Source organism: Streptomyces sp. NBC_00249 (genome assembly GCF_026342355.1).
Lineage (GTDB): Bacteria > Actinomycetota > Actinomycetes > Streptomycetales > Streptomycetaceae > Streptomyces.
In genome coordinates this window covers 123,843-147,313 of record NZ_JAPEMV010000008.1, presented here as the reverse complement: position 1 = coordinate 147,313, position 23,471 = coordinate 123,843, and the positions used below count along the sequence as shown (strand labels likewise).

Here is a 23,471-nt window from a genome sequence, read left to right as displayed (position 1 = left end):
CGCGGCCCGGGCCGGACCCCTGACAGGGGCCCGGTCCGGCGCGTAAACGACCATGGGGCAGTGCGGGACAATGGATCCATGCCTTCCGCACTGCCCGACGGTGAACCCATGCCCGAAGACGGCTCGCTGCCGTCGCACGCCCTGGCGGGTGCCGGGGACCGGCCGCTCGGGTTCTACCTGCACGTCCCGTACTGCGCCACCCGCTGCGGGTACTGCGACTTCAACACCTACACGGCCACCGAGCTGCGGGGGACCGGCGGCGTGCTCGCCTCCCGGGAGAACTACGCCGACACCCTGATCGACGAGGTCCGCCTCGCGCGCAAGGTGCTCGGCGACGACCCCCGGGCCGTGCGCACCGTCTTCGTCGGCGGCGGCACGCCCACCCTGCTGCCCGCCGCCGACCTCGTGCGGATGCTCGCCGCGATCCGCGACGAGTTCGGGCTGGCCGAGGACGCGGAGATCACCACCGAGGCCAACCCGGAGTCGGTGGACCCGCGGTACCTGGCCGAACTGCGGGCCGGCGGCTTCAACCGGATCTCCTTCGGCATGCAGAGCGCCAAGCAGCACGTCCTGAAGGTCCTGGACCGCACCCACACCCCCGGACGCCCCGAGGCCTGCGTCGCCGAGGCCCGCGCGGCCGGCTTCGAGCACGTCAACCTGGACCTGATCTACGGCACCCCGGGCGAGACCGACCAGGACTGGCGGGACTCCCTCGCCGCGGCCATCGGAGCGGGGCCCGACCACGTGTCGGCGTACGCCCTGATCGTCGAGGAGGGCACCCAGCTGGCCCGCCGGATCCGCCGCGGCGAGGTCCCGATGACCGACGACGACGTGCACGCCGACCGGTACCTGATCGCCGACTCCGTCATGGCCGACGCCGGCTACCACTGGTACGAGGTGTCGAACTGGGCCACCACCGAGGCCGGCCGGTGCCTGCACAACGAGCTGTACTGGCGCGGCGCCGACTGGTGGGGCGCGGGACCGGGCGCCCACTCCCACGTCGGCGGGGTCCGCTGGTGGAACGTCAAGCACCCCGGCGCCTACGCGGCCGCCCTCGCCGAGGGCCGCTCCCCGGGCGCGGGGCGCGAGCTGCTGTCCGAGGAGGACCGGCGGGTCGAGCGGATCCTGCTGGAGCTGCGCCTGGTGGACGGGGTGCCGCTGTCGCTGCTGGCCCCGGCCGGGCTCGCGGCGGCCGGGAAGGCCCTCGCCGACGGGCTGCTGGAGCCGGGCCCGTACGCGGCCGGGCGGGCCGTGCTGACCCTGCGCGGGCGGCTCCTGGCCGACGCGGTGGTCCGGGACCTGGTGGACTGACCAGGTCCCGGGGGAGGGTCAGCCCGGGTAGTTCTCGCGCCAGGGCTGGTAGTACGGGTTGTCCTGGCACTCGTTCATGATCTCGATCTTCAGCACCTTGTCGACCGGGCAGACCGCGACGATGAAGGAGCGGTCGATGCCGCCGGGGAAGGCCACCTCGGCCTGGGACGCGTACTTGTGGGTGTCACCGATGGTCTTGTTGACGTCGACCCCGCCCGGGGCGTCGATGTAGTAGTTCCAGCCGCTCTTCCACCAGGTCTTGTACAGGTCGTGGTCGTACGTCGTGGAGACGTACGGGGAGGGCTGGTTGACCAGCACGTACTGCTCGATGTCGTACTGCCCGCCGACGGTGTCCTTGGGGTGGAAGCCCTCCGCGAACACGATCGCCGGCGGGCGGCCGTCCGCGCGGTAGAGCTGCTTGCAGTTGGTGCGCCAGGACGGCGTCGGGGTGATGCGGTCCAGCTCGGCCCGCTGGTCGGCGGCGGCGAAGAGGCGGTCCCCGACGAGCGGGCAGGAGTTCGCCGGGGCGGCGGCGTGCACGGCCGCCGAGGCGGAGGCGGGCGGCAGCAGGGCGGCGGCGAGGACGGTCGCGAGCACGACGATCCGCTGCCGGAAGGCAAAGGTGATCATGGAGGTCACCCTTGCCCGGGGTCGCCCCGCGTACGCGTAACGTCACCCGAAGGTGAGTGTGTGCCGGACCGTCCTTGACGCCGGGCCCGACGGGTCAGGGGCCGGCCGGGGCCGTCACGAAGTCGATCAGCTCCTCCACCCGCCCCAGCAGGACCGGCTCCAGGTCCCGGTACGAGCCCACCCGCGACAGGATGTGCTGCCAGGCGGCCCCGGTGTTCTCCGGCCAGCCCAGGGCCCGGCAGACGCCCGTCTTCCAGTCCTGGCCGCGCGGCACCACCGGCCAGGCCGGGATGCCGAGCGCGGACGGTTTCACCGCCTGCCAGACGTCCACGTACGGATGGCCCACCACCAGCACGTGCGGCGAGGTCACCGACGCGGCGATCCGGGACTCCTTCGAGCCCGCCACCAGATGGTCCACCAGCACGCCCAGGCGGGCGTCGGGCCCCGGGCCGAACTCCGCCACCACGGCCGGGAGGTCGTCGACGCCCTCCAGGTACTCCACCACCACGCCCTCGATGCGCAGGTCGTCACCCCAGACCCGCTCCACCAGCTCGGCGTCGTGCCGGCCCTCCACGTAGATCCGCCCGGCCCGCGCCACCCGGGCCCGCGCCCCCGGCACGGCGAGCGAACCCGAAGCCGTACGGGCAGGCCCGGCGGCCGCCGCCCGCGACGGGCGGACCAGCGTCACCACCGCGCCGTCCAGCAGGAAGGCGCTCGGCTCCAGCGGGAACACCCGCCGCTTGCCGAAGCGGTCCTCCAGGGTCACGGTGCCCGCCTCGCAGGCCACCACCGCCCCGCAGAAGTCCGTACCGGCCACCTCGACCACCAGATCGGGATCGGCGGGCACCTGCGGCACGGCCTTGGCGCGCTTCCACTGCGGGGTCAGGTCGGGGGAGTACTCACGCATCCGGCCGACACTAGGAGAGCCGCCCCGCTCACGCCCCCGACACGCCGAACAGGGCCGCCAGAGTGTCGCGTTGCTCACGGACGAAGCCCGCGCCGACCACCGCTCCGTGACCCGGCACGTACAGCGCGTCGTCCCCGCCCAGCGACAGCAGCCGGTCCAGGGCGGCCGGCCACTGCCCCGGCACCGCGTCCCGGCCCGCCTGGGGCTCGCCCGACTCCTCGACCAGGTCCCCGCAGAAGACGACCTCGCGCTCGCCCGGCACCAGCACCGTCAGGTCGTACTGCGAGTGCGCCGGACCGACGTTGGCCAGCAGCACCTGCACCCCGCCCAGCTCCAGCGTCCACTCGCCCGACACCAGGTGCTTCGGTGCCCGGAGCAGCTCCGCCGCCCCGGCCGCCTCCGCCGCGTCCAGGCCGTGCCCGACCGCGCTCGCGCGCACCTCCTCGCGGCCCGTGGGGGTGCCCAGCAGCCGGTCCAGCCCGACCGCCCCGTAGAACTCGGCGCCCGCGAAGGCCGGGCCGCCCAGGACGTGGTCGAAATGTCCGTGGGTGAATGCGATATGGGTCACGCGCCGGCCCGTCAGCAGCTCCGCCTCGGCCCGTACCCCCGCACCCTCCCGCAGGCACGAACCGGGATCGATCAGGAGGACCGACTCGTCCCCCACCACCAGTCCCACCGTGCAGTCCCACACCGGAAGCCGCCGCCGCCCGGTCCGTCCGGTCAGCCGCTCCCAGCCCGCCTCTTCCCAACGCAGGTCCATGCCGCGACGCTACCCTGGCGGGCCGCCCTTGCCCGCGGCGTACCACCCGGCCGTACACTGACCGGGGGATCTCTGGCACTCGGACGCCCGGAGTGCCAACGACGAAGACCGAAGAAGCGCGGCGCCCTGACGGCCGCCCGCCCGACCGATCGCATCCGGAGGTGTGCGCGATGCTCAGTGAACGCAGACTCGAGGTGCTGCGCGCCATCGTCCAGGACTACGTCGGGACGGAGGAGCCCGTCGGCTCCAAGGCCCTCACCGAACGGCACCGGCTCGGCGTCTCACCCGCCACCGTGCGCAACGACATGGCCGTGCTGGAGGAGGAGGGCTACATCGCCCAGCCCCACACCAGCGCCGGCCGGATCCCCACCGACAAGGGCTACCGGCTCTTCGTCGACAAGCTGGCGGGGGTCAAACCCCTGTCCACGCCCGAACGCCGGGCCATCCAGAACTTCCTCGACGGCGCCGTCGACCTCGACGACGTGGTCGGCCGCACGGTACGGCTGCTGGCGCAGCTCACCCGGCAGGTCGCCGTCGTCCAGTACCCCTCACTGACCCGCTCCACCGTCCGGCACGTCGAGCTGCTGTCGCTGGCCCCGGCCCGGCTGATGCTCGTACTGATCACGGACACCGGACGGGTCGAGCAGCGGTTCGTCGACACCCAGACCCCCTTCGGCGACGCCTCGCTCGCCGACCTGCGGGCACGGCTCAACGCCAGGGTCGTCGGCCGGCGCTTCACGGACGTGCCGCAGCTCGTGCAGGACCTTCCGGAGTCGTTCGAGATCGACGACCGGGCGACCGTCAAGGCCGTCCTCGCGACCCTTCTCGAAACGCTGGCCGAGGAGGCGGAGGAGCGGCTGATGATCGGCGGCACCGCCAACCTCACTCGCTTCGGACATGATTTTCCCTTGACGATCAGGCCGGTGCTCGAAGCGCTGGAGGAGCACGTCGTCCTCCTGAAGCTGCTGGGCGAGGCCGGGGAGTCGGGGATGGCCGTACGGATCGGGCACGAGAACGCCTACGAGGGGCTCAACTCCACGTCGGTCGTGTCCGTCGGCTACGGTTCGGGCGGCGAAGCAGTCGCCAAACTCGGCGTGGTCGGACCGACCCGCATGGACTACCCCGGAACGATGGGAGCGGTACGCGCAGTGGCACGTTACGTCGGACAGATCCTGGCGGAGTCGTAAGTGGCCACGGACTACTACGCCGTTCTCGGCGTGCGCCGCGACGCATCCCAGGATGAGATCAAGAAGGCCTTCCGGAGGCTCGCCCGCGAGCTCCACCCGGACGTGAACCCCGATCCCAAGACGCAAGAGCGTTTCAAGGAGATCAACGCCGCCTACGAGGTCCTCTCGGACCCGCAGAAGAAGCAGGTCTACGACCTCGGCGGCGACCCGCTGTCCTCCTCGGGCGGCGGCGGAGCCGGCGGCTTCGGAGCGGGCGGCTTCGGCAACTTCTCCGACATCATGGACGCCTTCTTCGGCCAGTCCCAGCAGCGCGGACCGCGCTCGCGGACCCGCCGCGGCCAGGACGCCATGATCCGCCTGGACCTGGAACTGGACGAGGCGGCCTTCGGGACGACCAAGCCCATCCAGGTCGACACGGCGATCGTCTGCACCACCTGCTCCGGCGAGGGCGCCGCCCCCGGCACCTCCGCCCAGACCTGTGACATGTGCCGCGGCCGCGGCGAGGTCTCGCAGGTCACCCGGTCCTTCCTGGGCCAGGTCATGACCTCGCGCCCCTGCCCGCAGTGCCAGGGCTTCGGCACCGTCGTCCCGACCCCGTGCACCGAGTGCGCGGGCGACGGCCGGGTCCGCTCCCGCCGCAGCCTGACGGTCAAGATCCCCGCCGGCGTCGAGAACGGCACCCGGATCCAGCTCGCGGGCGAGGGCGAGGTCGGCCCCGGCGGCGGCCCCGCCGGCGACCTGTACGTGGAGATCCACGAACTGCCGCACCCGACCTTCCAGCGGCGCGGGGACGACCTGCACTGCACGGTCACCATCCCCATGACGGCGGCCTCCCTGGGCACCAAGTGCCCGCTGGAGACGCTGGACGGCCTGGAGGAGATCGACATCCGGCCCGGCACCCAGTCCGGCCAGGCGATCCCCCTGCACGGGCGCGGCGTCACCCACCTGCGCGGCGGCGGCCGCGGTGACCTCATCGTGCACGTCGAGGTCACCACCCCCAGCAAGCTGGACGCCCAGCAGGAGGAGCTGCTGCGCCAGCTCGCCAAGCTGCGCGGCGAGGAGCGCCCGACGGGCCAGTTCGCGCCCGGCCAGCAGGGTCTCTTCAGCCGCCTGAAGGACGCCTTCAACGGCCGCTGACCCGCGCGCCGGCAGTACCGCAGGAGCCCGGTCCGGGGAGATCCCGGACCGGGCTCCGCGCATTCCCGGGGGCGCCGGGAAGCGGACTATGCCAGGCGAATGCGGTGATTCGGCCCGGTGAGCGGGACATGGCACGATGCAGTCCATGTCCACCGCACCGAACGGTCTCCCCCAGTACCCGATCGTGCAGGCTCCCATGGCGGGCGGCGCCTCCTGCCCGCCGCTCACCGCCGCCGTGTGCGAGGCCGGCGGGCTGGGCTTCCTCGCCGGCGGCTACAAAACCGCCGACGGCATGTACCAGGAGATCAAACAGACCCGCGGTCTCACCCGGCGCCCCTTCGGCGTGAACCTCTTCCTGCCGCAGACCGCCTACGTGGACCCCGCCGCCGTCGAGGCCTACCGCGGGCAGCTCGCCGGCGAGGCGGGCTGGTACGAGGTCTCGCTCGCCGAGGAGGACATCATCGGCACCTGCGACGACGGCTACGAGGCCAAGCTCGCCATCCTCGTCGAGGACCCCGTCCCGGTGGTCTCCTTCACCTTCGGCTGCCCCGCGCCCGCCGTCCTGGACCGGCTGCGCAAGGCCGGTACGCGCACCATCGTCACCGTGACCTCCGTCGACGAGGCCCGCGCCGCACAGGTGGCGGGCGCCGACGCGCTCTGCGTCCAGGGCGTCGAGGCCGGCGGCCACCAGGGCACCTTCCGCGACGACCCGCAGACGGACGGCACGGCGGGCATGGGCCTGCTCGCGCTGCTCCCGCAGGTACGCGAAGCCGTGGCGCTCCCGCTCGTCGCGGCGGGCGGTGTGATGCGCGGCGCGCAGATCGCGGCGCTGCTCGCGGCGGGCGCGGAGGCGGCCCAGCTCGGTACGGCCTTCCTCGCCTGCCCGGAGTCCGGCGCGCACCCCCTGCACAAGAAGGCGCTGACCGACCCGCTGTTCTCCCACACGGAGCTGACCCGGGCCTTCTCGGGCCGCCCCGCCCGGGGCCTGGTCAACCGGTTCATGCGCGAGCACGGGCCGTACGCCCCGGCCGCGTACCCGCAGATCCACCACATGACCTCCGGCCTGCGCAAGGCCGCCGGGGCGGCCGGGGACCCGCAGGGGATGGCGCTGTGGGCGGGCCAGGGGCACCGGCTGGCGCGGGCGCTGCCGGCCGGGCAGCTGGTGGAGGTGCTGGTGGCCGAACTGGCCGAGGCGCAGAACGCGTTGCAGGTGTTGCAGATGAGGAGAGCGTCATGACGGCCCCCGTGTTCGTGGTCGAAGAGGTCCCCGCGGGGCCGCAGTTCGTGCTGGACGGCCCCGAGGGCCGGCACGCGGTGTCGGTGAAGCGGCTGAACCCCGGAGAGGAACTCGTCCTCACGGACGGCCGGGGCGGCTGGGCCGAGGCCGTGGTCACGGCGGCCGAGGGCAAGGACCGCCTGGCCGTCTCCGTCACCGGGGTCTTCGAGGAGCCCGAGCCCGACGTCCGGATCACCGTCGTGCAGGCGCTGCCCAAGGGCGATCGCGGCGAGGTGGCCGTCGAGACGATGACGGAGACCGGCGTCGACGCCGTCGTGCCGTGGCAGGCCTCGCGGTGCATCACCCAGTGGCGGGGCGAGCGCGGGGCCAAGTCCCTGGCCAAGTGGCGGGCCACCGCCCGGGAGTCGGGCAAGCAGTCCCGCCGGGTGCGGTTCCCGGAGGTGGCCGAGGCGCTGTCCACGAAGCAGGTGGCCGCGCTGCTCGCGCAGGCCGACCTGGCGATGGTGCTGCACGAGGACCGGGACACCGCCTCGGAGGCGCTGGCGACGGCGCCGCTGCCGGAGAAGGGGTCCGTGGTGCTGGTCGTCGGCCCCGAGGGCGGGGTCTCGCCGGAGGAACTGGCCGCCTTCGCGGAGGCCGGGGCCCGGCCGTACCGGCTGGGCCGCTCGGTGCTGCGTACGTCGACGGCGGGGACGGCGGCCACGGCGGTGCTGCTCGCGCGCACCGGGCGGTGGGCGTAGCCCTGGCGGTGGGCTGGGGCGGGGTGGGTCGTGGGGTGAGGTGGAGCGGTTGGCGGGGCGGGCCGTCGGTGGGGCGGGTCGATACGATGCCCCGACCGATCAACGTCAATGTCATGGGAGGCCAGTCATGGCCGGGGAACCGCAGGCGGACTGCCTGTTCTGCAAGATCGTCGCCGGGACCGTTCCCGCGACGGTGGTCCGGGAGACCGGGACGACCGTCGCCTTCCGGGACATCAACCCGCAGGCGCCGACGCACATCCTGATCATCCCGAAGGTCCACTACCCCGACGCGGCCTCCCTGACCGCCGCCGAGCCGGGCATCGCCGCCGATCTGCTGCGCGAGGCGGGGGAGATCGCGGCCGAGGAGAAGATCGACGGCCACGGCTACCGGGTCGTCTTCAACACCGGCGCCGGCGCCGGCCAGACCGTCTTCCACGCGCACGCGCACCTCCTCGGGGGCCGTGGCCTCGAGTGGCCCCCCGGATAAGCCGTGTCGGTCAGGGAGTTCGTGATCCTGGGCACCGCCAGCCAGGTGCCCACCCGGCAGCGCAACCACAACGGCTACCTGCTGCGCTGGGACGGCGAGGGCATCCTCTTCGACCCGGGAGAGGGCACGCAGCGGCAGATGCTGCGGGCCGGGGTCGCCGCGCACGACATCAACCGGATCTGTGTCACCCACTTCCACGGTGACCACAGCCTCGGGCTGGCCGGGGTGATCCAGCGGATCAACCTCGACCAGGTTCCGCACCCGGTGAGCGCGCACTACCCGGCGTCCGGGCAGAAGTTCTTCGACCGGCTGCGGTACGCGACCGCCTACCGGGAGACGGTGGAGCTGGCGGAGGAGCCGGTGGCCGAGGACGGGATCCTGGCGCGCGGGCCCTCGTACGCGCTGGAGGCGCGGCGGCTCTCGCACCCGGTGGAGTCCTTCGGGTACCGGGTGACGGAGCCGGACGGGCGGCGGATGGTCCCGGGGTTGCTCGCGCGGCACGGGATCAAGGGGCCGGACGTGGGGCGGCTCCAGCGCGAGGGGAGCCTCGGTGGGGTCACGCTGGAGGAGGTCAGCGAGCACCGGGCGGGGCAGCGGTTCGCCTTCGTGATGGACACGCGGCTGTGCGACGGGGTGACGGAGCTGGCCGAGGGCTGCGACATGCTGGTGATCGAGTCGACGTTCCTCGACGCGGATGTGCGGCTGGCGCGGGACCACGGGCACCTCACCGCAGGCCAGGCGGCGGGGGTGGCGCGGGAGGCGGGCGTCCGGCACCTGGTGCTGACGCACTTCTCGCAGCGGTACTCGGATCCGTCGGAGTTCGAACGCGAGGCGCGTGGGGCGGGGTTCGAGGGGGAGCTGACGATCGCGGCGGACCTGGGGCGGGTGGCGCTCCCGAAGCGCTAGTGGTGGGGGCGGGGTCGGGGACGGGGTGGGGTGCCGTCCGGGATGGGCATGATTTATGGCGCCCCATCCGGAGCTGCGTTGGGTGGGGCGGTACCGCGCGCCAACAAATCACGTTTTACATCCCGGACGACACCCCACCCCGTCCCCGACCCCTCACGTCTGTGATCCGGTCCCGCCAATTCCAGCCCCGCCGGCGTTGCAGCGGGTGGGGTTCTGGTGACGGGCGAGCCGTCCTCAGGTGAGGTACGTCACACTGGGTTTGGTTCCTCCCCGAGAGGGAAGGGCTGGCAGCTTTCCACCCGCAGAAACGACACTTCCCCGGGGAGTACACCGTGACAAGTCGAAGCAGCCGCAGCGTCCGCCCGGGACAGCTGGACCCACTGGGTCCGCTGCGCGATCCCCACGAGCCGGGCTGCGACGTCTTCCTGACCGGCACGGTGTTCCTCGACATCATTTTTACCGGCCTCGACTCCGCCCCCGTCCGCGGTACGGAGTCCTGGGCGCGCGGCATGGGCTCCAGCCCCGGCGGCGTCGCCAACATGGCCACCGCCCTGGCCCGCCTCGGCCTGCGGACCTCGCTGGCCGCCGCGTTCGGGGACGACCACTACGGCGAGTACTGCTGGGACGCGCTCGAACAGGGCGAGGGGATCGACCTGTCGATGTCGCGGACCGTCCCCGGCTGGCACAGCCCCGTCACCGTCTCGATGGCGTACGAGGGGGAGCGCACGATGGTCTCCCACGGCCACGAGGCCCCGCCGCCGGCCGGTCCCGGGCCCTTCCCGAGCTGCCCGCCGAAGGCCCGCGCGGCGGTGGCCTCGCTGGGTGCAGGGCCGGGCGAGGGGTGGATCGCGGAGGCGGCCCGCCGGGGCTCGCGGATCTTCGCGGACGTCGGCTGGGACGACACCGGGCGCTGGGACCTGGGGGCCCTGGCCGACCTGGAGCACTGCGAGGCGTTCCTGCCCAACGCGGGCGAGGCGATGCGGTACACGCGCACCGACTGTCCGCGCGCCGCGGCCCGGGCCCTGGCGGAGCGGGTGCCGGTCGCGGTGGTGACCATGGGGGCCGAAGGCTCGTACGCGGTGGACGGGCGGACCGGGGAGACCGCCGAGGTCCCGGGGATCGCGGTGGAGGCCCTGGATCCCACGGGCGCGGGCGACGTGTACGTGGCCGGCTTCGTCACGGGCAGCCTCGCGGGGTGGCCGCTGGCCGACCGGCTGGCCTTCGCCGGGCTGACGGCCGCGCTGTCGGTGCAGGAGTTCGGGGGTTCCCTCTCCGCGCCGGGCTGGCCCGAGGTCGCCCACTGGTGGCGTTCCGCCCCGGACGCCCTGCGGGGGCGCTACGGGTTCCTGGACGACCTGGTACCGCCGGGCGGCGCCCTCTCCCCGCGCCGCCGGGCCGTCCCGACGATCGGGTTCCGCCACCCCGTGTAGGAACGTACGGAGAACGTCCGGGGGCCGGGCCGTAAAACCCCTCGGGGATGCCACGGGGTGGACGTACCCTTGGTATTCCGGAGGTCGACGATCGGCGCGGCCCCTCAGCGGGAGGTATGCGCAGGCCACAGTGCCGGCCCATGACTCAGACACCGACAGCCCACACCCCCGCGCCGGGCCAGGCGCGAGCCCACTTCACCGTTCCGGCGACGCACCCGATGGTGACGGTGCTCGGCTCGGGCGACGCGCTGCTGCGCGTGATCGAAAAGGCTTTCCCGAAGGCCGACATCCATGTTCGGGGCAATCAGGTCAGCGCGGTCGGGGCGGCGGCGGAAGTCGCCCTGATCCAGCGCCTGTTCGACGAGATGATGCTGGTGCTCCGCACCGGGCAGCCGATGACGGAGGACGCGGTGGAACGCTCGATCGCCATGCTCAAGGCGAATGGCAACGGGGGCGGTCCCGAGGAGACCCCGGCCGAGGTGCTCACCCAGAACATCCTTTCCAGCCGTGGCCGCACGATCCGCCCCAAGACCCTCAACCAGAAGCGGTACGTCGACGCGATCGACAAGAACACGATCGTCTTCGGCATCGGCCCCGCGGGTACCGGCAAGACCTACCTGGCCATGGCCAAGGCCGTCCAGGCGCTCCAGTCGAAGCAGGTCAGCCGGATCATCCTGACCCGGCCGGCCGTCGAGGCGGGGGAGCGGCTCGGCTTCCTGCCGGGCACCCTCTTCGACAAGATCGACCCGTACCTGCGACCGCTCTACGACGCGCTGCACGACATGATCGACCCTGATTCCATTCCGCGGCTGATGGCGGCCGGGACGATCGAAGTCGCGCCCCTGGCCTACATGAGGGGAAGAGCGCAACCACTCTTCACCAAGGTGTTGACGCCCGACGGCTGGCGTCCCATCGGTGACCTCCAGGTGGGCGACCTGGTCGTCGGGTCGAACGGTGAGCCGACCCCTGTACTGGGTGTCTACCCGCAGGGCGAGAAGGACATCTACCGGGTCACCGCCCAGGACGGCTCCTGGACCCTGTGCTGCGGTGAGCACCTGTGGACGGTCCGTACGGCCTCGGACAAGCGGCGCGACAAGCCGTGGCGGGTTCTGGAGACCAGGGAGATGATCGGCAACCTCCGCGCGGCGCACGCCCGCCGCTATGAGCTGCCGCTGCTCACCGCGCCCGTCGAGTTCCCTGAGCGCGAGGTTCCCATGGATCCGTATGCGCTGGGTCTGCTGCTGGGTGACGGCTGCATCACGGGAAGCATCACGCCTTCCTTCACCACCGCGGACCCCGAGCTCTCGTCCGCGCTGGAAACGGCGCTGCCGGGGGTCAGACTGCGGCATAAGGGGCGCTATGACTACTTCCTGAACCGCGTGCCAATCCCAGGTGAACCGGGCAGCGGGGTGGCGAACCCGGTCACGACGATGCTTCGCTCCATGGATCTGCTGGGCACTCGGTCGTGTTCGAAGCTGGTGCCGGACGACTACCTCTACAACTCGGCTGAGGTACGTCTCGCGGTACTCCAGGGGCTGCTCGACACCGATGGCGGTCCGGTCACTCAGACGGACCGCACCTGCCGCGTTCAGTTCACGACTACGTCGATCCTGCTCCGAGACGACGTGATCGCGCTGGTTCAGTCGCTGGGGGGCGTGGCGTACACGCGCCGCCGGGCTGCGGCGGGCCGTAAGCCCGGCAGGGTCAACGGCCGCGACGTCCCGTTCATTCGCGACAGCCACATCGTCGACATCCGCCTCCCCGAGGGCATCGAGCCCTTCCGCCTCACCCGCAAGCGGGACGCGTACCACGCGGCCGGCGGCGGTGGGCGCCCCATGCGCTTCATCGACTCCATCGAGCCCGCGGGCCGCGAGGAGGCCGTGTGCATCCAGGTGGCCGCCGAGGACTCGCTGTACGTCACCCAGGACTACCTGCTGACGCACAACACCCTGAACGAGGCCTTCGTCGTTCTTGACGAGGCGCAGAACACGACCACCGAGCAGATGAAGATGTTCCTGACCCGTCTCGGCTTCGATTCGAAGATCGTGATCACGGGTGACGTCACGCAGGTCGACCTGCCCGGTGGTGCCCGCAGTGGTCTGCGGCAGGTGCAGGACATCCTCGAAGGGGTGCCGGACATCCACTTCTCGCGGCTCACGTCCGAGGATGTCGTCCGGCACAAGCTGGTCGGCCGTATCGTCGACGCGTACGAGAAGTACGACGGCCAGCAGGCCGTGAACGGCCACCAGCGGAAGTAGAGCTCAGCGCACCATGTCGATCGACGTCAACAACGAGTCCGGAACCGAGGTCGACGAGCAGGCGATCCTCGACATCGCCCGCTACGCGCTCACCCGGATGCGGATCCACCCGCTGTCCGAGCTCTCCGTCATCGTCATCGACGAGGACGCCATGGAGCAGCTCCACATCCAGTGGATGGACCTGCCCGGACCCACCGACGTCATGTCCTTCCCGATGGACGAGCTGCGTCCGCCGTCGAAGGACGACGAGGAGCCCCCGCAGGGGCTCCTCGGCGACATCGTGCTCTGCCCCGAGGTCGCCAAGCGGCAGGGCGAGGAAGCTCCGACGGGGCACTCCATGGACGAGGAGCTCCAGCTCCTGACCGTCCACGGAGTGCTCCACCTGCTCGGGTACGACCACGAGGAGCCGGACGAGAAGGCCGAGATGTTCGGCCTCCAGGCGGCCATCGTCGACGGCTGGCGCGGCGAGCGGGGCATCACCGGCCCGTCCCCGGCCCCGACCGTCTCGTGACCAGCGCCCCGCAGCTGATCACCGGGGCGGTCCTGCTGGTCGTGGTGGCCTGGTTCGCGGCGTGCGCCGAGTCCGGGATCGCCCGCGTCTCCAGCTTCCGCGCCGAGCAGGCCGTACGGGAGGGCCGGCGCGGCAGCGAGAAGCTCGCGCAGGTCGCCGGCGACCCCACCCGCTACGTGAACGTCGCGCTGCTGGTGCGGGTGACCTGCGAGATGGCGGCGGGCGTGCTCGTCACGTACGTGTGCCTCGACGAGTTCGGCGAGAACTGGACCGCGCTGCTCGTGGCGATCGCCGTGATGGTGCTGGTGTCGTTCGTGGCGGTGGGGGTGTCCCCGCGCACCATCGGCCGCCAGCACCCGCTGAACACCGCGACGGCGGCCGCGTACGTCCTCGTGCCGCTGGCGCGGGTGATGGGGCCGATCCCGCAGCTGCTGATCCTCGTCGGCAACGCGCTCACGCCCGGGAAGGGCTTCCGCAAGGGGCCGTTCGCCTCCGAGGCCGAGCTGCGCGCGATGGTGGACCTCGCGGAGAAGGAATCGCTGATCGAGGACGACGAGCGCCGGATGGTGCACCAGGTCTTCGAGCTGGGCGACACGCTGGTGCGCGAGGTGATGGTGCCGCGCACCGACCTGGTCTGCATCGAGCGGTACAAGACGATCCGTCAGGCGACCACGCTCGCACTGCGGTCGGGTTTCTCGCGCATCCCGGTCACCGGGGAGAACGAGGACGACATCGTCGGCATGGTGTACCTCAAGGACCTGGTCCGCCGGACGCACATCAGCCGGGAGGCGGAGGTCGACCTGGTCTCGACGGTGATGCGGCCGGCGGTGTTCGTGCCCGACACGAAGAACGCCGGGGACCTGCTGCGCGAGATGCAGTCGGTACGCAACCACGTGGCCGTCGTCATCGACGAGTACGGCGGCACGGCCGGCATCGTCACCATCGAGGACATCCTGGAGGAGATCGTCGGCGAGATCACCGACGAGTACGACCGGGAGATCGCGCCCGTCGAGGAACTGGGCGACGACCGCTACCGGGTCACGGCGCGCCTCGACATCACCGACCTCGGTGAGCTCTTCGGGGTGGAGGCCTTCGACGACGAGGACGTCGAGACGGTCGGCGGGCTGCTGGCGAAGGCCCTGGGCCGGGTGCCGATCGCGGGTGCCTCGGCCGTGGTGGAGCTGCCGGACGGGCGTCCGCTGCGGATGACCGCCGAGTCCCCGGCGGGCCGCCGGAACAAGATCGTGACGGTGCTCGTGGAGCCGGTGCTCCCCGCGCCCGGCGAGGGTGAGGAGGGGGAATGACCCCGGCGGAGCTGCGTGCGTTCTGTTTGGGCTTCAACGCGGCGGTGGAGGAGTTCCCCTTCACGCCGGAGACCTCGGTGTTCAAGGTGCTGGGCAAGGTGTTCGCGCTGAGCGCGCTGGACGGCGAGCCGCTGAAGGTCAACCTCAAGTGCGATCCGGAGGCCGCGGTGCGGCTGCGCGCCGAGCATGCGGCGGTGGTCCCGGGCTGGCACATGAACAAGCGGCACTGGAACACGGTCACGGTCGGGGAGCTGCCGGACGCGCTGGTGCGGGAGCTGGTGGAGGACTCGTACGACCTGGTCGTGGCGGGGCTGCCGAGGGCGGAGCGGCTGCGGCTCGACCGGCCCTAGGTCGTCGGATGAAATGGGATCGGGCCGAAGGTCATGTCAGGGTGTGACCTTCGGATCTCAGGAACCGCTTACCCGCCGCTTAGGTTTGTTCTGGCCCCGGGGAGACCCGGGACGGAGGGGAGGGCGCCTCGGCGGGGTCGTTGCACGGCCGCGCCGAGGCGCTCCCTATGCTTTCGCCTATGACCGAGAGCACCGTGGGCACCGGGATCGACCCCGAGGACAGCAAGATCATCACGCTGGCGCGCAGCGCCCGGGCCCGCAACGGTGTGCCCGAGGGCGCGGCGGTGCGTGACGAGACCGGCCGGACGTACGTCGCCGGGACGGTGGAGCTGGACTCCCTCAAGCTGAGCGCGCTCCAGACGGCCGTCGCGATGGCAGTGGCCAGCGGCGCCCGCTCCCTGGAGGCCGCCGCCGTGGTGAGCGCCGCCGATGCCCCCGCCGACGCCGACCGCGCCGCGGTCCGCGACCTCGGCGGCCCGTCCACCCCGGTCCTGCTGGCCGGCCCCGACGGCACCCTGAAGTCCACCACCCCCGCCGGAGCCTGATCCCTACGCCGCCACGGGGGCCGGGGTGCGGCGGCGGATGACCATCGCCATCAGGGCCGCCACCGCGCACAGGCCCCCCGAGGCGTACCAGACCAGGTCGTACGAGCCGAAGGCGTCCCGGGCCACCCCGCCCAGGAACGCCACCAGTGCCGCGCCGATCTGGTGCGAGGCCAGGACCCAGCCGAAGACGATCGGGCTGTCCTGCCCGTAGTGCTCACGGCACAGGGCGATGGTCGGCGGGACGGTCGCCACCCAGTCCAGGCCGTAGAAGACGATGAAGAACAGCATCGGCGGGTGCACGGACGGCGCCAGCAGCATCGGCAGGAACAGCAGCGACACCCCGCGCAGGGCGTAGTACACCGCCAGCAGGCGGCGCGCCTCGAAGCGGTCGGTGAACCAGCCCGAGGCGATGGTGCCGACCACGTCGAACACGCCGATCACCGCGAGCAGACCGGCCGCCGTGGTCACCGGCATGCCGTGGTCGTGGGCCGCGGGCGTGAAGTGGGTCCGCACCAGGCCGTTCGTCGAGGCCCCGCAGATCGCGAAGGTGCCCGCCAGCAGCCAGAACGGTCCCGTCCTGGCCGCCTTGAACAGCACCGTCACGGCCCGCCGGGCCGCACCCGGCACCGGCGCGGGCTTCGGCGCGTACGTGCCCCCGTACGGGGCGAGGCCCACGTCCGCCGGGTGGTCCCGCAGCAGCAGCCACACGAAGGGGACGACGGCCAGCGCGGCCAGCGACACCGTCACCGAGGCCGGGCGCCAGCCGTGGTGCTCCACCAGCCAGGACAGCAGCGGCAGGAACACCAGCTGCCCGGAGGCTCCGGCAGCCGTCAGGACGCCGGTGACGAGGCCGCGCCGGGCGGTGAACCAGCGGTTGGTGACCGTCGCCGCGAAGGCCAGCGCCATCGAACCGCTGCCGAGGCCCACCAGCACGCCCCAGAACAGCACCAGCTGCCAGGACGTCGTCATCCACACGGTGGCCGCCGAGCCGCCCGCTATGACGGTCAGGGCCACCGCGACGACCTTGCGGATGCCGAAACGGTCCATCAGCGCGGCGGCGAAGGGGGCGGTGAGCCCGTAGAGGGCCAGGTTCACCGAGACCGCGAAGCCGATCGTGCCGCGCGACCAGTCGAACTCCTCGTGCAGTGGCTCGATGAGCAGTCCCGGGAGGGAGGCGGAGGCGGCGGCGCCGATGATCGTCACGAAGCCGACCGCGGCGGCGAACCACGCCCGGTGGATGCGGCCGGGCCGGCGGGGGGCCTGCGGGGAAGCGGCCGTGGAGGTGGGGGCTGTCTGCGTCACGCCGACAGCTTCCGGCCCACGGGCACCCGTACGACAGTGGCCTGACCGTCATGCTTCGCTACGATCGGGCCATGGAGTCCTCCCCGGAGCCCCACCGCGTCGTCGTCCTGGCCCTCACCGGCCTGCTGCCCTTCGAGCTCGGCATCCCGCACCGCATCTTCGGCCGCGCCAAGGACCCCGCCGGGCGCCCGCTCTACGAGATCCTCACCTGCGGGCTCGCCCCCGGACCGGTGCGCACCGACGCCGACTTCGCGGTCCACGTCGAGCACGGCCCGCAGCTGCTGGCGACCGCCGACACGGTGGTGGTACCGGCCTCGTACGAGCTGGGCCCGGTGCACGAACACGGCACGCTGACCGACGAGCTCGCCGCCGCCCTCGCGCACATCCGGCCCGGCACCCGGCTGGTCTCCATCTGCACCGGCGGCTACGTCCTGGCCGCCGCGGGCTATCTGGACGGCCGGCGGGCCACCACCCACTGGGCCTCCGCCGAGCACTTCCAACGGCTCTTCCCGGCCGTCCTGGTCGACGCCGGGGTCCTCTACACCGACGACGGGGACGTCCTGACCTCCGCCGGGGTTGCCGCCGGCATCGACCTGTGCCTGCACATCGTCCGCCGCGACCACGGCGCGGCCGTCGCCAACGAGGTGGCCCGGCGGACCGTCGTACCGCCCCACCGGGACGGCGGGCAGGCGCAGTTCATCGAACGCCCGGTGCCCGAGACGCAGCAGGCCAGCACCACGGCGGCCCGGGCCTGGGTGCTGGACCGGCTGCACGAGCCGCTGCGCCTGAGCGACCTGGCCCGGCAGGAGTGCGTGTCGGTACGGACCTTCACGCGCCGTTTCCGTGAGGAGTCCGGGGTCAGCCCGGGGGAGTGGATCACCGCGCAGCGGGTGGAGCGGGCCAGGCAGCTGCTGGAGCGCACGGAGCTGGCGATGGAGGTGGTGGCCCGGGAGACGGGCTTCGGCACCGCCCAGTCGCTGCGCAAGCACGTACGGGCGGCGCTGGGCGTGAGCCCGACCGCCTACCGGCGGACCTTCCGGGAGGCGGCGGCGCTGGGCGGCGGGGGCGGCGGGGGCGGCACCCCGACATCTTCTGATGGGCCATCAGTTCGTGCGGGTTCCGTGCATTGACTTCTCCCGCCGCCCGCTCGTCAATGGCCCCCGGCGCGGGGCCGGGTCCCGGGCGAGGCGGCAGCGGGGGGCGGGCAGTGCGGACACGGGCGCGCAGCAGGAGTTGTCGGTCGGCGGCCGTCGGCATGGCCGTACTCGCCGCCGCGGCCGGGGGCGCGCTCGCCGCGCCGGCCTCCGCCGAGGGGGAAACGCCTCCGGGGCGGGTGGAGTTCCCCACGCACTGCCTCCCGCCGCAGGAGGCCGGGCTCCCGCCCGCCGACGGGCCCACCACCGCCCGGATCACCGTCGACGACCCGGCGCCCCGCGTCGGGGACACCGTCACCGTCACCTACCAGGTGACCCGCACCCCGGCCCCGAACCCCGTCGGCGGGGAACTCCCCGCCGACGTCCTCACCCCGGCCGGCCGGATCCTGCTCGGGGGCGCGCAGAGCGGCGAGGTCACCGTCGTCGGCGCCGCGCGCAACGAGCCCGTCCCGGCGGGCGCCGCCCTGCCCGCCGTCACCATGACCGGCACCTTCACCGTCACCGCGCCCGGCGGCATCACCCTCACCCCCGGCGGCTACACCCTGCACACCGCGCACCTCGCCGACCTGGACACCGTGTGCACCGCCGACGGCGCCCCCGCCGCCGCGCGGATCGAGGCGGCCCCGCTGCCCACCGCCAACCTGCGCGGCATCTCGCTCGGCGCCGCCCACGGGAAACCGGGCGCCCGGGTCCACGTCACCGGCGCCGGCTTCGTACCGGGCGCCGCCGTCACCGTCACCGGGCGCGCCGGCGCCGCCGGGACCGCCGACCGGGTGACCGCCACCGCCGACCGGCTCGGGCAGCTCACCGCGGAACTGCCCGTCACCGACCGGGCCACGACCGGGGTGGTGGCGTACGAGGGCACCGACTGGTCCGCGCAGCGCGGCACCGGCCCCGCCGCGTACACCGTCGTCGGACCGGCCCCGGCGGTGCCCGCCGCCCGGCGGGTCACCGCCACCGTCGAGCCGGGCACGCTGGCCATGACCCAGACCGGGGAGGCCGTGACCCTCGGTGCGGTCCCGTACGGGGACGGCGGCGCGGCCCCCGGCCGCATCGGCACCGTCACCGTCAAGGACGCCCGGGGCGGGCCCGCGGGCTGGTCGCTGGTCGGCAAGGTCACCGACTTCACGGGCCCGGGCGGCGTCCGCATCCCCGCCGGCTCACTGGCCTGGACCCCCAGCTGCGTGGCGGCGGCCGGCAGCCCGAGCGCCTGCACGGCGGGCAGCGCCGGGACGGTCGGCCCGGACGGCGCCGTACTCGCCTCGACGGCGGACGCCCCGCTGACCGGGGGCACCTTCACCCTCGACGCCGCCGTCACCCTGCGGGTCCCGCCCTACACCCCGCCGGGCGCCTACACGGCCACCTTGACCCTGACCCTGTCGTGAGCCGGGCCGTCCTCGCGCAGGTGCTCCTGCTCGGTCTCGTCCTGCTCGGGCCCGCCGGCAGGGCCGCCGCCGCCGACAACGGCCAGTGGTCGGTGCTCCCCGCCGCCACCGCCGTCGGACAGCGCCCCTACTTCTACCTCTCCGCAGCGCCCGGCACCGCCGTCCACGACACCGTCACCGTCGCCAACCGCACCGACCGGCCCCGCACCTTCCGGCTCTACACCGCCGACGCCCACAACACCGCCCGCGACGGCGGCTTCGCCCTCCGCGGCCCCGACGAGCCGCGCCGCGCCACCGCCGCCTGGGCGCGGCTCGCGCAGGAACGGGTCACCGTACCGGCCCGGGGAGCGGTCGACGTCGGCCTCACCGTCACCGTCCCCGACCGGGCCGAACCCGGGGACCACCCCGGCGCCGTCGTGGCCCTGGAGGAGCGGCCCGAGGCGCCCGCCACCGGCCCGGGGATCGACGTACGGCAGGCCGTCGCCGCCCGCGTGTACCTGAGGGTCACCGGCCCGACGGCCCCCGCCCTCGCCGTCGAGGACGTCCGGGCCGAGGCGGGCGCCGACGGCGGCGCGGTGGTCTCGTACACCCTGCGCAACCTCGGCAACGTCACCCTCCGCCCCCGCGCCACCCTCACCGCCTCCGGCACCCTCGGCCGCACCGTCCTGCGCCGCGATCTCACCGGACTGCCCGCCGAGCTGCTCCCCGGCCGGGAGGTCCGGCTCAGCACCCGCTGGGACCGGCCGCCCGCCCTGGAGCGGACCCGGCTCACGGTGCGCGCCGAAGCCTCCGGAGCCCGGGCCTCCGCGGGCGTCGACCATGCCGCGAACCCCCGGCTCGGACCCGCTCTGGCACTCGTATCGGCCCTCCTGGCGGCAGTCTGGTCGGCGCTGGGACCCGCATCGGGGAGAATGGCCCGTATGAGCGATCGTTCCCCCGAGCCCACCGCCCCGCACCGCGCGGGCTTCGCCTGTTTCGTCGGCCGTCCCAACGCGGGCAAGTCGACCCTTACCAACGCGCTCGTGGGCACCAAGGTCGCGATCACCTCCAACCGGCCGCAGACCACCCGCCACACCGTGCGCGGCATCGTGCACCGCCCGGACGCGCAGCTCGTCCTGGTGGACACGCCCGGCCTGCACAAGCCGCGCACCCTGCTCGGCGAGCGCCTGAACGACGTCGTACGGACCACCTGGGCCGAGGTCGACGTCATCGGCTTCTGCCTGCCCGCCGACCAGAAGCTCGGCCCCGGCGACAAGTTCATCGCCAAGGAGCTCGCGGGGATCAAGAAGACCCCCAAGATCGCCATCATCACCAAGACCGACCTGGTCGAGTCCAAGGTGGTGGGCGAGCAGCTCATCGCCGTCCACCAGCTCGCCCAGGAACTGGGCTTCGAGTGGGCCGAGATCGTCCCCGTCTCGGCGGTCGGCGACACCCAGGTCCAGCTGCTCGCGGACCTGATCGCGCCGATGCTGCCGGAGAGCCCGCCGCTGTACCCGGAGGGCGACCTCACCGACGAGCCCGAGATGGTGATGGTCGCGGAGCTGATCCGCGAGGCCGCCCTCGAAGGCGTGCGCGACGAGCTCCCGCACTCCATCGCCGTCGTGGTCGAGGAGATGATCCCGCGGGAGAACCGGCCCGCCGACCGGCCGCTGCTGGACATCCACGCCAACGTCTACATCGAGCGGCCCAGCCAGAAGGGCATCATCATCGGCCCCAAGGGCGCCCGCCTGAAGGAGGTCGGCATGAAGTCGCGCAAGCACATCGAGGCGCTGCTCGGCACGCCGGTCTTCCTCGACCTGCACGTGAAGGTCGCCAAGGACTGGCAGCGCGACCCCAAGCAGCTGCGCAAGCTCGGCTTCTGACCCCTTTCCTGACGCGCCCCTCGCACGGATCGGCCCTGGCGGGCCGCTCCGGCTTCGGGGGCGCTGCGCCGGACTCCGTCCGGCGGGCGCGGGCCTGACCGGCAGGATCCGTGGACCACGGCTCAGGCCCGGCGCCGGACCTTCAGGGTGTTGTCCGTGCGGGTCCCGGGCCGGCCGTCGGGCCGGCACTGGGTCCGTTCGTACTCCTCGGCCACCAGGACCTCCCACGCGCCGTCCGGCAGCTCCAGCTGCGCGAGGACCTCGTCCGCGGTCGGGAAGTCCAGCTCGGGCTTGTCCTCCTGCCAGGGCGCCCAGCCGCCGTGGCCGACGACCAGCAGCACCCCGCCGGGGGCCACGGCCGTGACCGCCGCCCGCAGGATCTTCTCGCGCGGGAAATCCCCGAACGAGTGCAGGAAACAGGCCGAGACCAGGTCGAACTCCCCCTCCGGGAAGGACTCCGCCAGGTCGTGGCGCTGCCACTCCACCCGGTCGGCGAGCCCCGCCTCGGCGGCGTGCAGGGCCGCCCGCTCCAGGGCGACCCCGGAGATGTCGGTACCGGTCACCCGCCAGCCCTGCCGGGCCAGCCAGACGGAGTCGGCGCCCTCGCCGCAGCCCAGGTCCAGGGCGCGGCCGGGCGGCAGCTCGGACACCTCGCGCACCAGGGCGGGGTTGGGCTCGCCGCTCCACATGCGGTCGCTCTCGAGGTAGCGGCCGTCCCAGTAGTCCTGCGGGGCCTGGTCGGGGTCCGGCTGGTGGCGCGCGTGGTCGTGCTCGCTGTGCTCGTGCGGCTGGTGCTGGTGGTGTGCCTGGTGCTGGTGGTCGGACACGGTGGTGGCCTCCTCGACGGGTACCCGTACGGACACCGCCGATGCTCCGCCCACCCGCGCCCGCCGGGCAAACATCCTTGCCGTTCCGGCAAACCGGCCAAGGCTGCGGCTACGCGGCCGGCGGCTCCGCGATCAGGGCCGTCCCCACCCGGCGGAACCCGGCGCGGGCGTAGATCCGGGCCACGGCCTCGTCACCGGCCGACAGGAACACCGTCCGCACCCCGGCCGCCCGGGCGTCGGCGACCAGCGCCGCCGTCACCGCGAGGGCCAGGCCCTGGCGCCGGGCGGCGGGCAGGGTGCCGACCCCGACGATCTCGGCCACGTCCCCGACCGGGTTGTACTGGCCGGCGCACAGCACCACCCCGTCCCGTACGGCCGCGGCCATCCCCGTACGCCCGTCCGCGAGCATCGACGCCACGCGGTCCCGGCGCTCCGCCGCGTTCGGATCCGCCGCGGCCACCGCCAGCTCGGCGGGGCCCGCCTGGCCCAGGGCCGTCCCCGGATCGGCGAAGGCCAGCGCCGGCACCGTCACCGCCGCCCGGAGCAGCGGGTCCCGGGCGTCGAGGACGTGCACCTCCGGGTGCGGCGGGAGCGGCTCGGCCTCCGCGTCGAGCACCATCAGCGGGTGGGCGTGCACGTGCAGCCCGGCCGCCTCCACCGCGGCCCGCAGGGAGGGGCTGGTTTCGGCCACCCACTCGAAGGACTCGGGCACCTTCAGCTCCCGCTGCCGGGCCAGGACCCGCTCCACGTCGGAGGCGGCCGCCGCACCGCCCCCGAGCGCGGGCCGCGCGTAGTACTGCCAGCCCTGACCCTCCTGCACGAACAGGGTCAGCGGGCCGAAGTCCTCGCCGCGCGCGCCGCCCCGGCGGGGGACGGTGTCGTAGTACTGCTCCAGTGCGGCCAGGATCGTCGTAGTCGTCATCCGGTCATCCAAGCAAAGCCGCCCCGCCCGGACACCTGGTTTACGCGCCCTCCTTGAGGACGCGCGAGACCAGGCTCCGCTGGGCGTCCGACAGGTGCGGATCGTGGCAGGACACCGTCCGGCCGTCGACCGTGATCCGGTACGAGAAGCCGTCCCGGACCCCGCCCGGGCCCGCCGCGCCCCGCGGGTCGGGCCGCAGCGCGAGCAGGGCCAGCGCCCGCCACTCGTCCTCGTCGGGCCGGCCCGAGGTGTCCACCTCGGCCCGGCGCTCGATGCCCGCGAAACCGCCCGTCCTCACCACTTCGATGCGCATGACCCG

Annotated in this window: 23 protein-coding genes and 1 pseudogene; 17 read left to right on the top strand and 7 right to left on the bottom strand. The window is 73.3% G+C overall.

Annotated elements, in window-relative coordinates; translation table 11 throughout:
• Positions 1–78 precede the first annotated feature (78 nt).
• Positions 79–1,311, top strand: coding sequence for a radical SAM family heme chaperone HemW (gene hemW, locus OOK31_RS30380; RefSeq protein WP_267090587.1), 1,233 nt, complete (start codon positions 79–81; stop codon positions 1,309–1,311).
• A gap of 18 nt (positions 1,312–1,329) precedes the next feature.
• Here hemW and OOK31_RS30375 read toward each other — a convergent pair whose 3' ends face one another.
• From OOK31_RS30375 to OOK31_RS30365, 3 genes are all read right to left on the bottom strand, one after another.
• Entirely contained in the window at positions 1,330–1,941 is a 612-nt protein-coding gene (locus OOK31_RS30375) for an ADP-ribosyltransferase (protein WP_267090586.1), read from the bottom strand.
• 94 nt (positions 1,942–2,035) lie between these two features.
• Positions 2,036–2,848 carry a DUF3097 domain-containing protein gene (locus OOK31_RS30370; RefSeq protein ID WP_267090585.1) on the bottom strand — a complete coding sequence of 271 codons (813 nt, stop codon included), beginning with the start codon at positions 2,846–2,848 and terminating at the stop codon, positions 2,036–2,038.
• Between the two features lie 28 nt (positions 2,849–2,876).
• On the bottom strand, positions 2,877–3,608 hold the full coding sequence (locus OOK31_RS30365) for an MBL fold metallo-hydrolase (protein ID WP_267090584.1): 732 nt from the start codon (positions 3,606–3,608) through the stop codon (positions 2,877–2,879).
• Between the two features lie 170 nt (positions 3,609–3,778).
• On the opposite strand from OOK31_RS30365, the gene hrcA reads away from it, so the two are divergent.
• From hrcA to OOK31_RS30305, 12 genes are all read left to right on the top strand, one after another.
• Complete coding sequence (gene hrcA / locus OOK31_RS30360; RefSeq protein ID WP_267090583.1) at positions 3,779–4,795, top strand: heat-inducible transcriptional repressor HrcA; 1,017 nt, start codon at positions 3,779–3,781, stop codon at positions 4,793–4,795.
• Positions 4,796–5,932, top strand: coding sequence for a molecular chaperone DnaJ (dnaJ, locus tag OOK31_RS30355; RefSeq protein ID WP_267090582.1), 1,137 nt, complete (start codon positions 4,796–4,798; stop codon positions 5,930–5,932).
• Positions 5,933–6,077: 145 nt separating this feature from the next.
• A complete protein-coding gene (locus OOK31_RS30350) occupies positions 6,078–7,169 on the top strand; it encodes a nitronate monooxygenase (protein WP_267090581.1) in 1,092 nt (363 codons plus the stop codon).
• Entirely contained in the window at positions 7,166–7,909 is a 744-nt protein-coding gene (locus OOK31_RS30345) for a 16S rRNA (uracil(1498)-N(3))-methyltransferase (protein WP_267090580.1), read from the top strand. The genes OOK31_RS30350 and OOK31_RS30345 overlap by 4 nt, the downstream gene beginning before the upstream one ends.
• 127 nt (positions 7,910–8,036) lie before the next feature.
• Positions 8,037–8,396, top strand: coding sequence for a histidine triad nucleotide-binding protein (locus tag OOK31_RS30340; RefSeq protein ID WP_267090579.1), 360 nt, complete (start codon positions 8,037–8,039; stop codon positions 8,394–8,396).
• 3 nt (positions 8,397–8,399) lie between these two features.
• Positions 8,400–9,302: a ribonuclease Z gene (locus tag OOK31_RS30335; protein ID WP_267090578.1), complete on the top strand. Its 903-nt coding sequence runs from the start codon at positions 8,400–8,402 to the stop codon at positions 9,300–9,302.
• Between the two features lie 332 nt (positions 9,303–9,634).
• Positions 9,635–10,732, top strand: a complete 1,098-nt coding sequence (locus OOK31_RS30330) for a PfkB family carbohydrate kinase (protein ID WP_267090577.1) — start codon at positions 9,635–9,637, stop codon at positions 10,730–10,732.
• Positions 10,733–10,872: 140 nt separating this feature from the next.
• Positions 10,873–12,990 carry a PhoH family protein gene (locus OOK31_RS30325; RefSeq protein WP_267090863.1) on the top strand — a complete coding sequence of 706 codons (2,118 nt, stop codon included), beginning with the start codon at positions 10,873–10,875 and terminating at the stop codon, positions 12,988–12,990.
• Positions 12,991–13,003: 13 nt separating this feature from the next.
• Positions 13,004–13,501: an rRNA maturation RNase YbeY gene (gene ybeY, locus OOK31_RS30320; protein WP_267090576.1), complete on the top strand. Its 498-nt coding sequence runs from the start codon at positions 13,004–13,006 to the stop codon at positions 13,499–13,501.
• Positions 13,498–14,805 (top strand): hemolysin family protein, encoded by a 1,308-nt coding sequence (locus tag OOK31_RS30315; RefSeq protein WP_267090575.1) that lies wholly within the window; start codon positions 13,498–13,500, stop codon positions 14,803–14,805. Before ybeY ends, OOK31_RS30315 begins: the two co-directional genes overlap by 4 nt.
• Positions 14,802–15,155, top strand: coding sequence for an MmcQ/YjbR family DNA-binding protein (locus OOK31_RS30310; RefSeq protein WP_267090574.1), 354 nt, complete (start codon positions 14,802–14,804; stop codon positions 15,153–15,155). The genes OOK31_RS30315 and OOK31_RS30310 overlap by 4 nt, the downstream gene beginning before the upstream one ends.
• A gap of 179 nt (positions 15,156–15,334) precedes the next feature.
• The gene (locus OOK31_RS30305; RefSeq protein WP_267090573.1) at positions 15,335–15,700 is read left to right on the top strand and encodes a cytidine deaminase; all 366 of its coding nucleotides are present in this window, start codon (positions 15,335–15,337) and stop codon (positions 15,698–15,700) included.
• A 3-nt stretch (positions 15,701–15,703) separates the two neighbouring features.
• On the opposite strand, the gene OOK31_RS30300 is transcribed toward OOK31_RS30305, so the two are convergent.
• Positions 15,704–17,002, bottom strand: a complete 1,299-nt coding sequence (locus OOK31_RS30300) for an MFS transporter (RefSeq protein ID WP_267090572.1) — start codon at positions 17,000–17,002, stop codon at positions 15,704–15,706.
• A 71-nt stretch (positions 17,003–17,073) separates the two neighbouring features.
• Between OOK31_RS30300 and OOK31_RS30295 the strand changes: the two genes are divergently transcribed.
• The 4 genes and pseudogenes from OOK31_RS30295 (at position 17,074) to era (ending at position 21,403) form a co-directional block, all read left to right on the top strand.
• Entirely contained in the window at positions 17,074–18,132 is a 1,059-nt protein-coding gene (locus tag OOK31_RS30295; protein ID WP_267090571.1) for a GlxA family transcriptional regulator, read from the top strand.
• 125 nt (positions 18,133–18,257) lie between these two features.
• The gene (locus OOK31_RS30290) at positions 18,258–19,541 is read left to right on the top strand and encodes a beta-xylosidase (protein ID WP_267090570.1); all 1,284 of its coding nucleotides are present in this window, start codon (positions 18,258–18,260) and stop codon (positions 19,539–19,541) included.
• Positions 19,538–19,945, top strand: a pseudogene (locus OOK31_RS39460) (DUF916 domain-containing protein); the annotation flags it as partial. The gene OOK31_RS30290 and the pseudogene OOK31_RS39460, both read left to right, overlap by 4 nt.
• A gap of 516 nt (positions 19,946–20,461) precedes the next feature.
• Positions 20,462–21,403 carry a GTPase Era gene (era, locus tag OOK31_RS30285; RefSeq protein ID WP_267090862.1) on the top strand — a complete coding sequence of 314 codons (942 nt, stop codon included), beginning with the start codon at positions 20,462–20,464 and terminating at the stop codon, positions 21,401–21,403.
• A 122-nt stretch (positions 21,404–21,525) separates the two neighbouring features.
• Here the strand turns inward: era and OOK31_RS30280 are convergent, their stop codons facing one another.
• From OOK31_RS30280 to OOK31_RS30270, 3 genes are all read right to left on the bottom strand, one after another.
• Positions 21,526–22,266, bottom strand: coding sequence for a bifunctional 2-polyprenyl-6-hydroxyphenol methylase/3-demethylubiquinol 3-O-methyltransferase UbiG (locus OOK31_RS30280; RefSeq protein ID WP_267090569.1), 741 nt, complete (start codon positions 22,264–22,266; stop codon positions 21,526–21,528).
• A 73-nt stretch (positions 22,267–22,339) separates the two neighbouring features.
• The gene (locus OOK31_RS30275; RefSeq protein WP_267090568.1) at positions 22,340–23,152 is read right to left on the bottom strand and encodes a GNAT family N-acetyltransferase; all 813 of its coding nucleotides are present in this window, start codon (positions 23,150–23,152) and stop codon (positions 22,340–22,342) included.
• 40 nt (positions 23,153–23,192) lie between these two features.
• Positions 23,193–23,465: a protealysin inhibitor emfourin gene (locus tag OOK31_RS30270; RefSeq protein ID WP_267090567.1), complete on the bottom strand. Its 273-nt coding sequence runs from the start codon at positions 23,463–23,465 to the stop codon at positions 23,193–23,195.
• Positions 23,466–23,471 lie beyond the last annotated feature (6 nt).

Excerpts from the sequence above, each read along its gene's own strand:
- era (WP_267090862.1), top strand. The coding sequence starts at position 20,462 with ATGAGCGATCGTTCCCCCGAGCCCACCGCCCCGCACCGCGCGGGCTTC.
- OOK31_RS30325 (WP_267090863.1), top strand. The coding sequence starts at position 10,873 with ATGACTCAGACACCGACAGCCCACACCCCCGCGCCGGGCCAGGCGCGA.
- OOK31_RS30370 (WP_267090585.1), bottom strand. The coding sequence starts at position 2,848 with ATGCGTGAGTACTCCCCCGACCTGACCCCGCAGTGGAAGCGCGCCAAG.
- OOK31_RS30340 (WP_267090579.1), top strand. The coding sequence starts at position 8,037 with ATGGCCGGGGAACCGCAGGCGGACTGCCTGTTCTGCAAGATCGTCGCC.
- hrcA (WP_267090583.1), top strand. The coding sequence starts at position 3,779 with ATGCTCAGTGAACGCAGACTCGAGGTGCTGCGCGCCATCGTCCAGGAC.
- OOK31_RS30365 (WP_267090584.1), bottom strand. The coding sequence starts at position 3,608 with ATGGACCTGCGTTGGGAAGAGGCGGGCTGGGAGCGGCTGACCGGACGG.
- OOK31_RS30290 (WP_267090570.1), top strand. The coding sequence starts at position 18,258 with ATGGCCGTACTCGCCGCCGCGGCCGGGGGCGCGCTCGCCGCGCCGGCC.
- OOK31_RS30350 (WP_267090581.1), top strand. The coding sequence starts at position 6,078 with ATGTCCACCGCACCGAACGGTCTCCCCCAGTACCCGATCGTGCAGGCT.
- OOK31_RS30295 (WP_267090571.1), top strand. The coding sequence starts at position 17,074 with ATGGAGTCCTCCCCGGAGCCCCACCGCGTCGTCGTCCTGGCCCTCACC.
- hemW (WP_267090587.1), top strand. The coding sequence starts at position 79 with ATGCCTTCCGCACTGCCCGACGGTGAACCCATGCCCGAAGACGGCTCG.
- OOK31_RS30275 (WP_267090568.1), bottom strand. The coding sequence starts at position 23,152 with ATGACGACTACGACGATCCTGGCCGCACTGGAGCAGTACTACGACACC.
- OOK31_RS30345 (WP_267090580.1), top strand. The coding sequence starts at position 7,166 with ATGACGGCCCCCGTGTTCGTGGTCGAAGAGGTCCCCGCGGGGCCGCAG.
- OOK31_RS30270 (WP_267090567.1), bottom strand. The coding sequence starts at position 23,465 with ATGCGCATCGAAGTGGTGAGGACGGGCGGTTTCGCGGGCATCGAGCGC.
- OOK31_RS30305 (WP_267090573.1), top strand. The coding sequence starts at position 15,335 with ATGACCGAGAGCACCGTGGGCACCGGGATCGACCCCGAGGACAGCAAG.
- OOK31_RS30375 (WP_267090586.1), bottom strand. The coding sequence starts at position 1,941 with ATGATCACCTTTGCCTTCCGGCAGCGGATCGTCGTGCTCGCGACCGTC.
- OOK31_RS30310 (WP_267090574.1), top strand. The coding sequence starts at position 14,802 with ATGACCCCGGCGGAGCTGCGTGCGTTCTGTTTGGGCTTCAACGCGGCG.
- ybeY (WP_267090576.1), top strand. The coding sequence starts at position 13,004 with ATGTCGATCGACGTCAACAACGAGTCCGGAACCGAGGTCGACGAGCAG.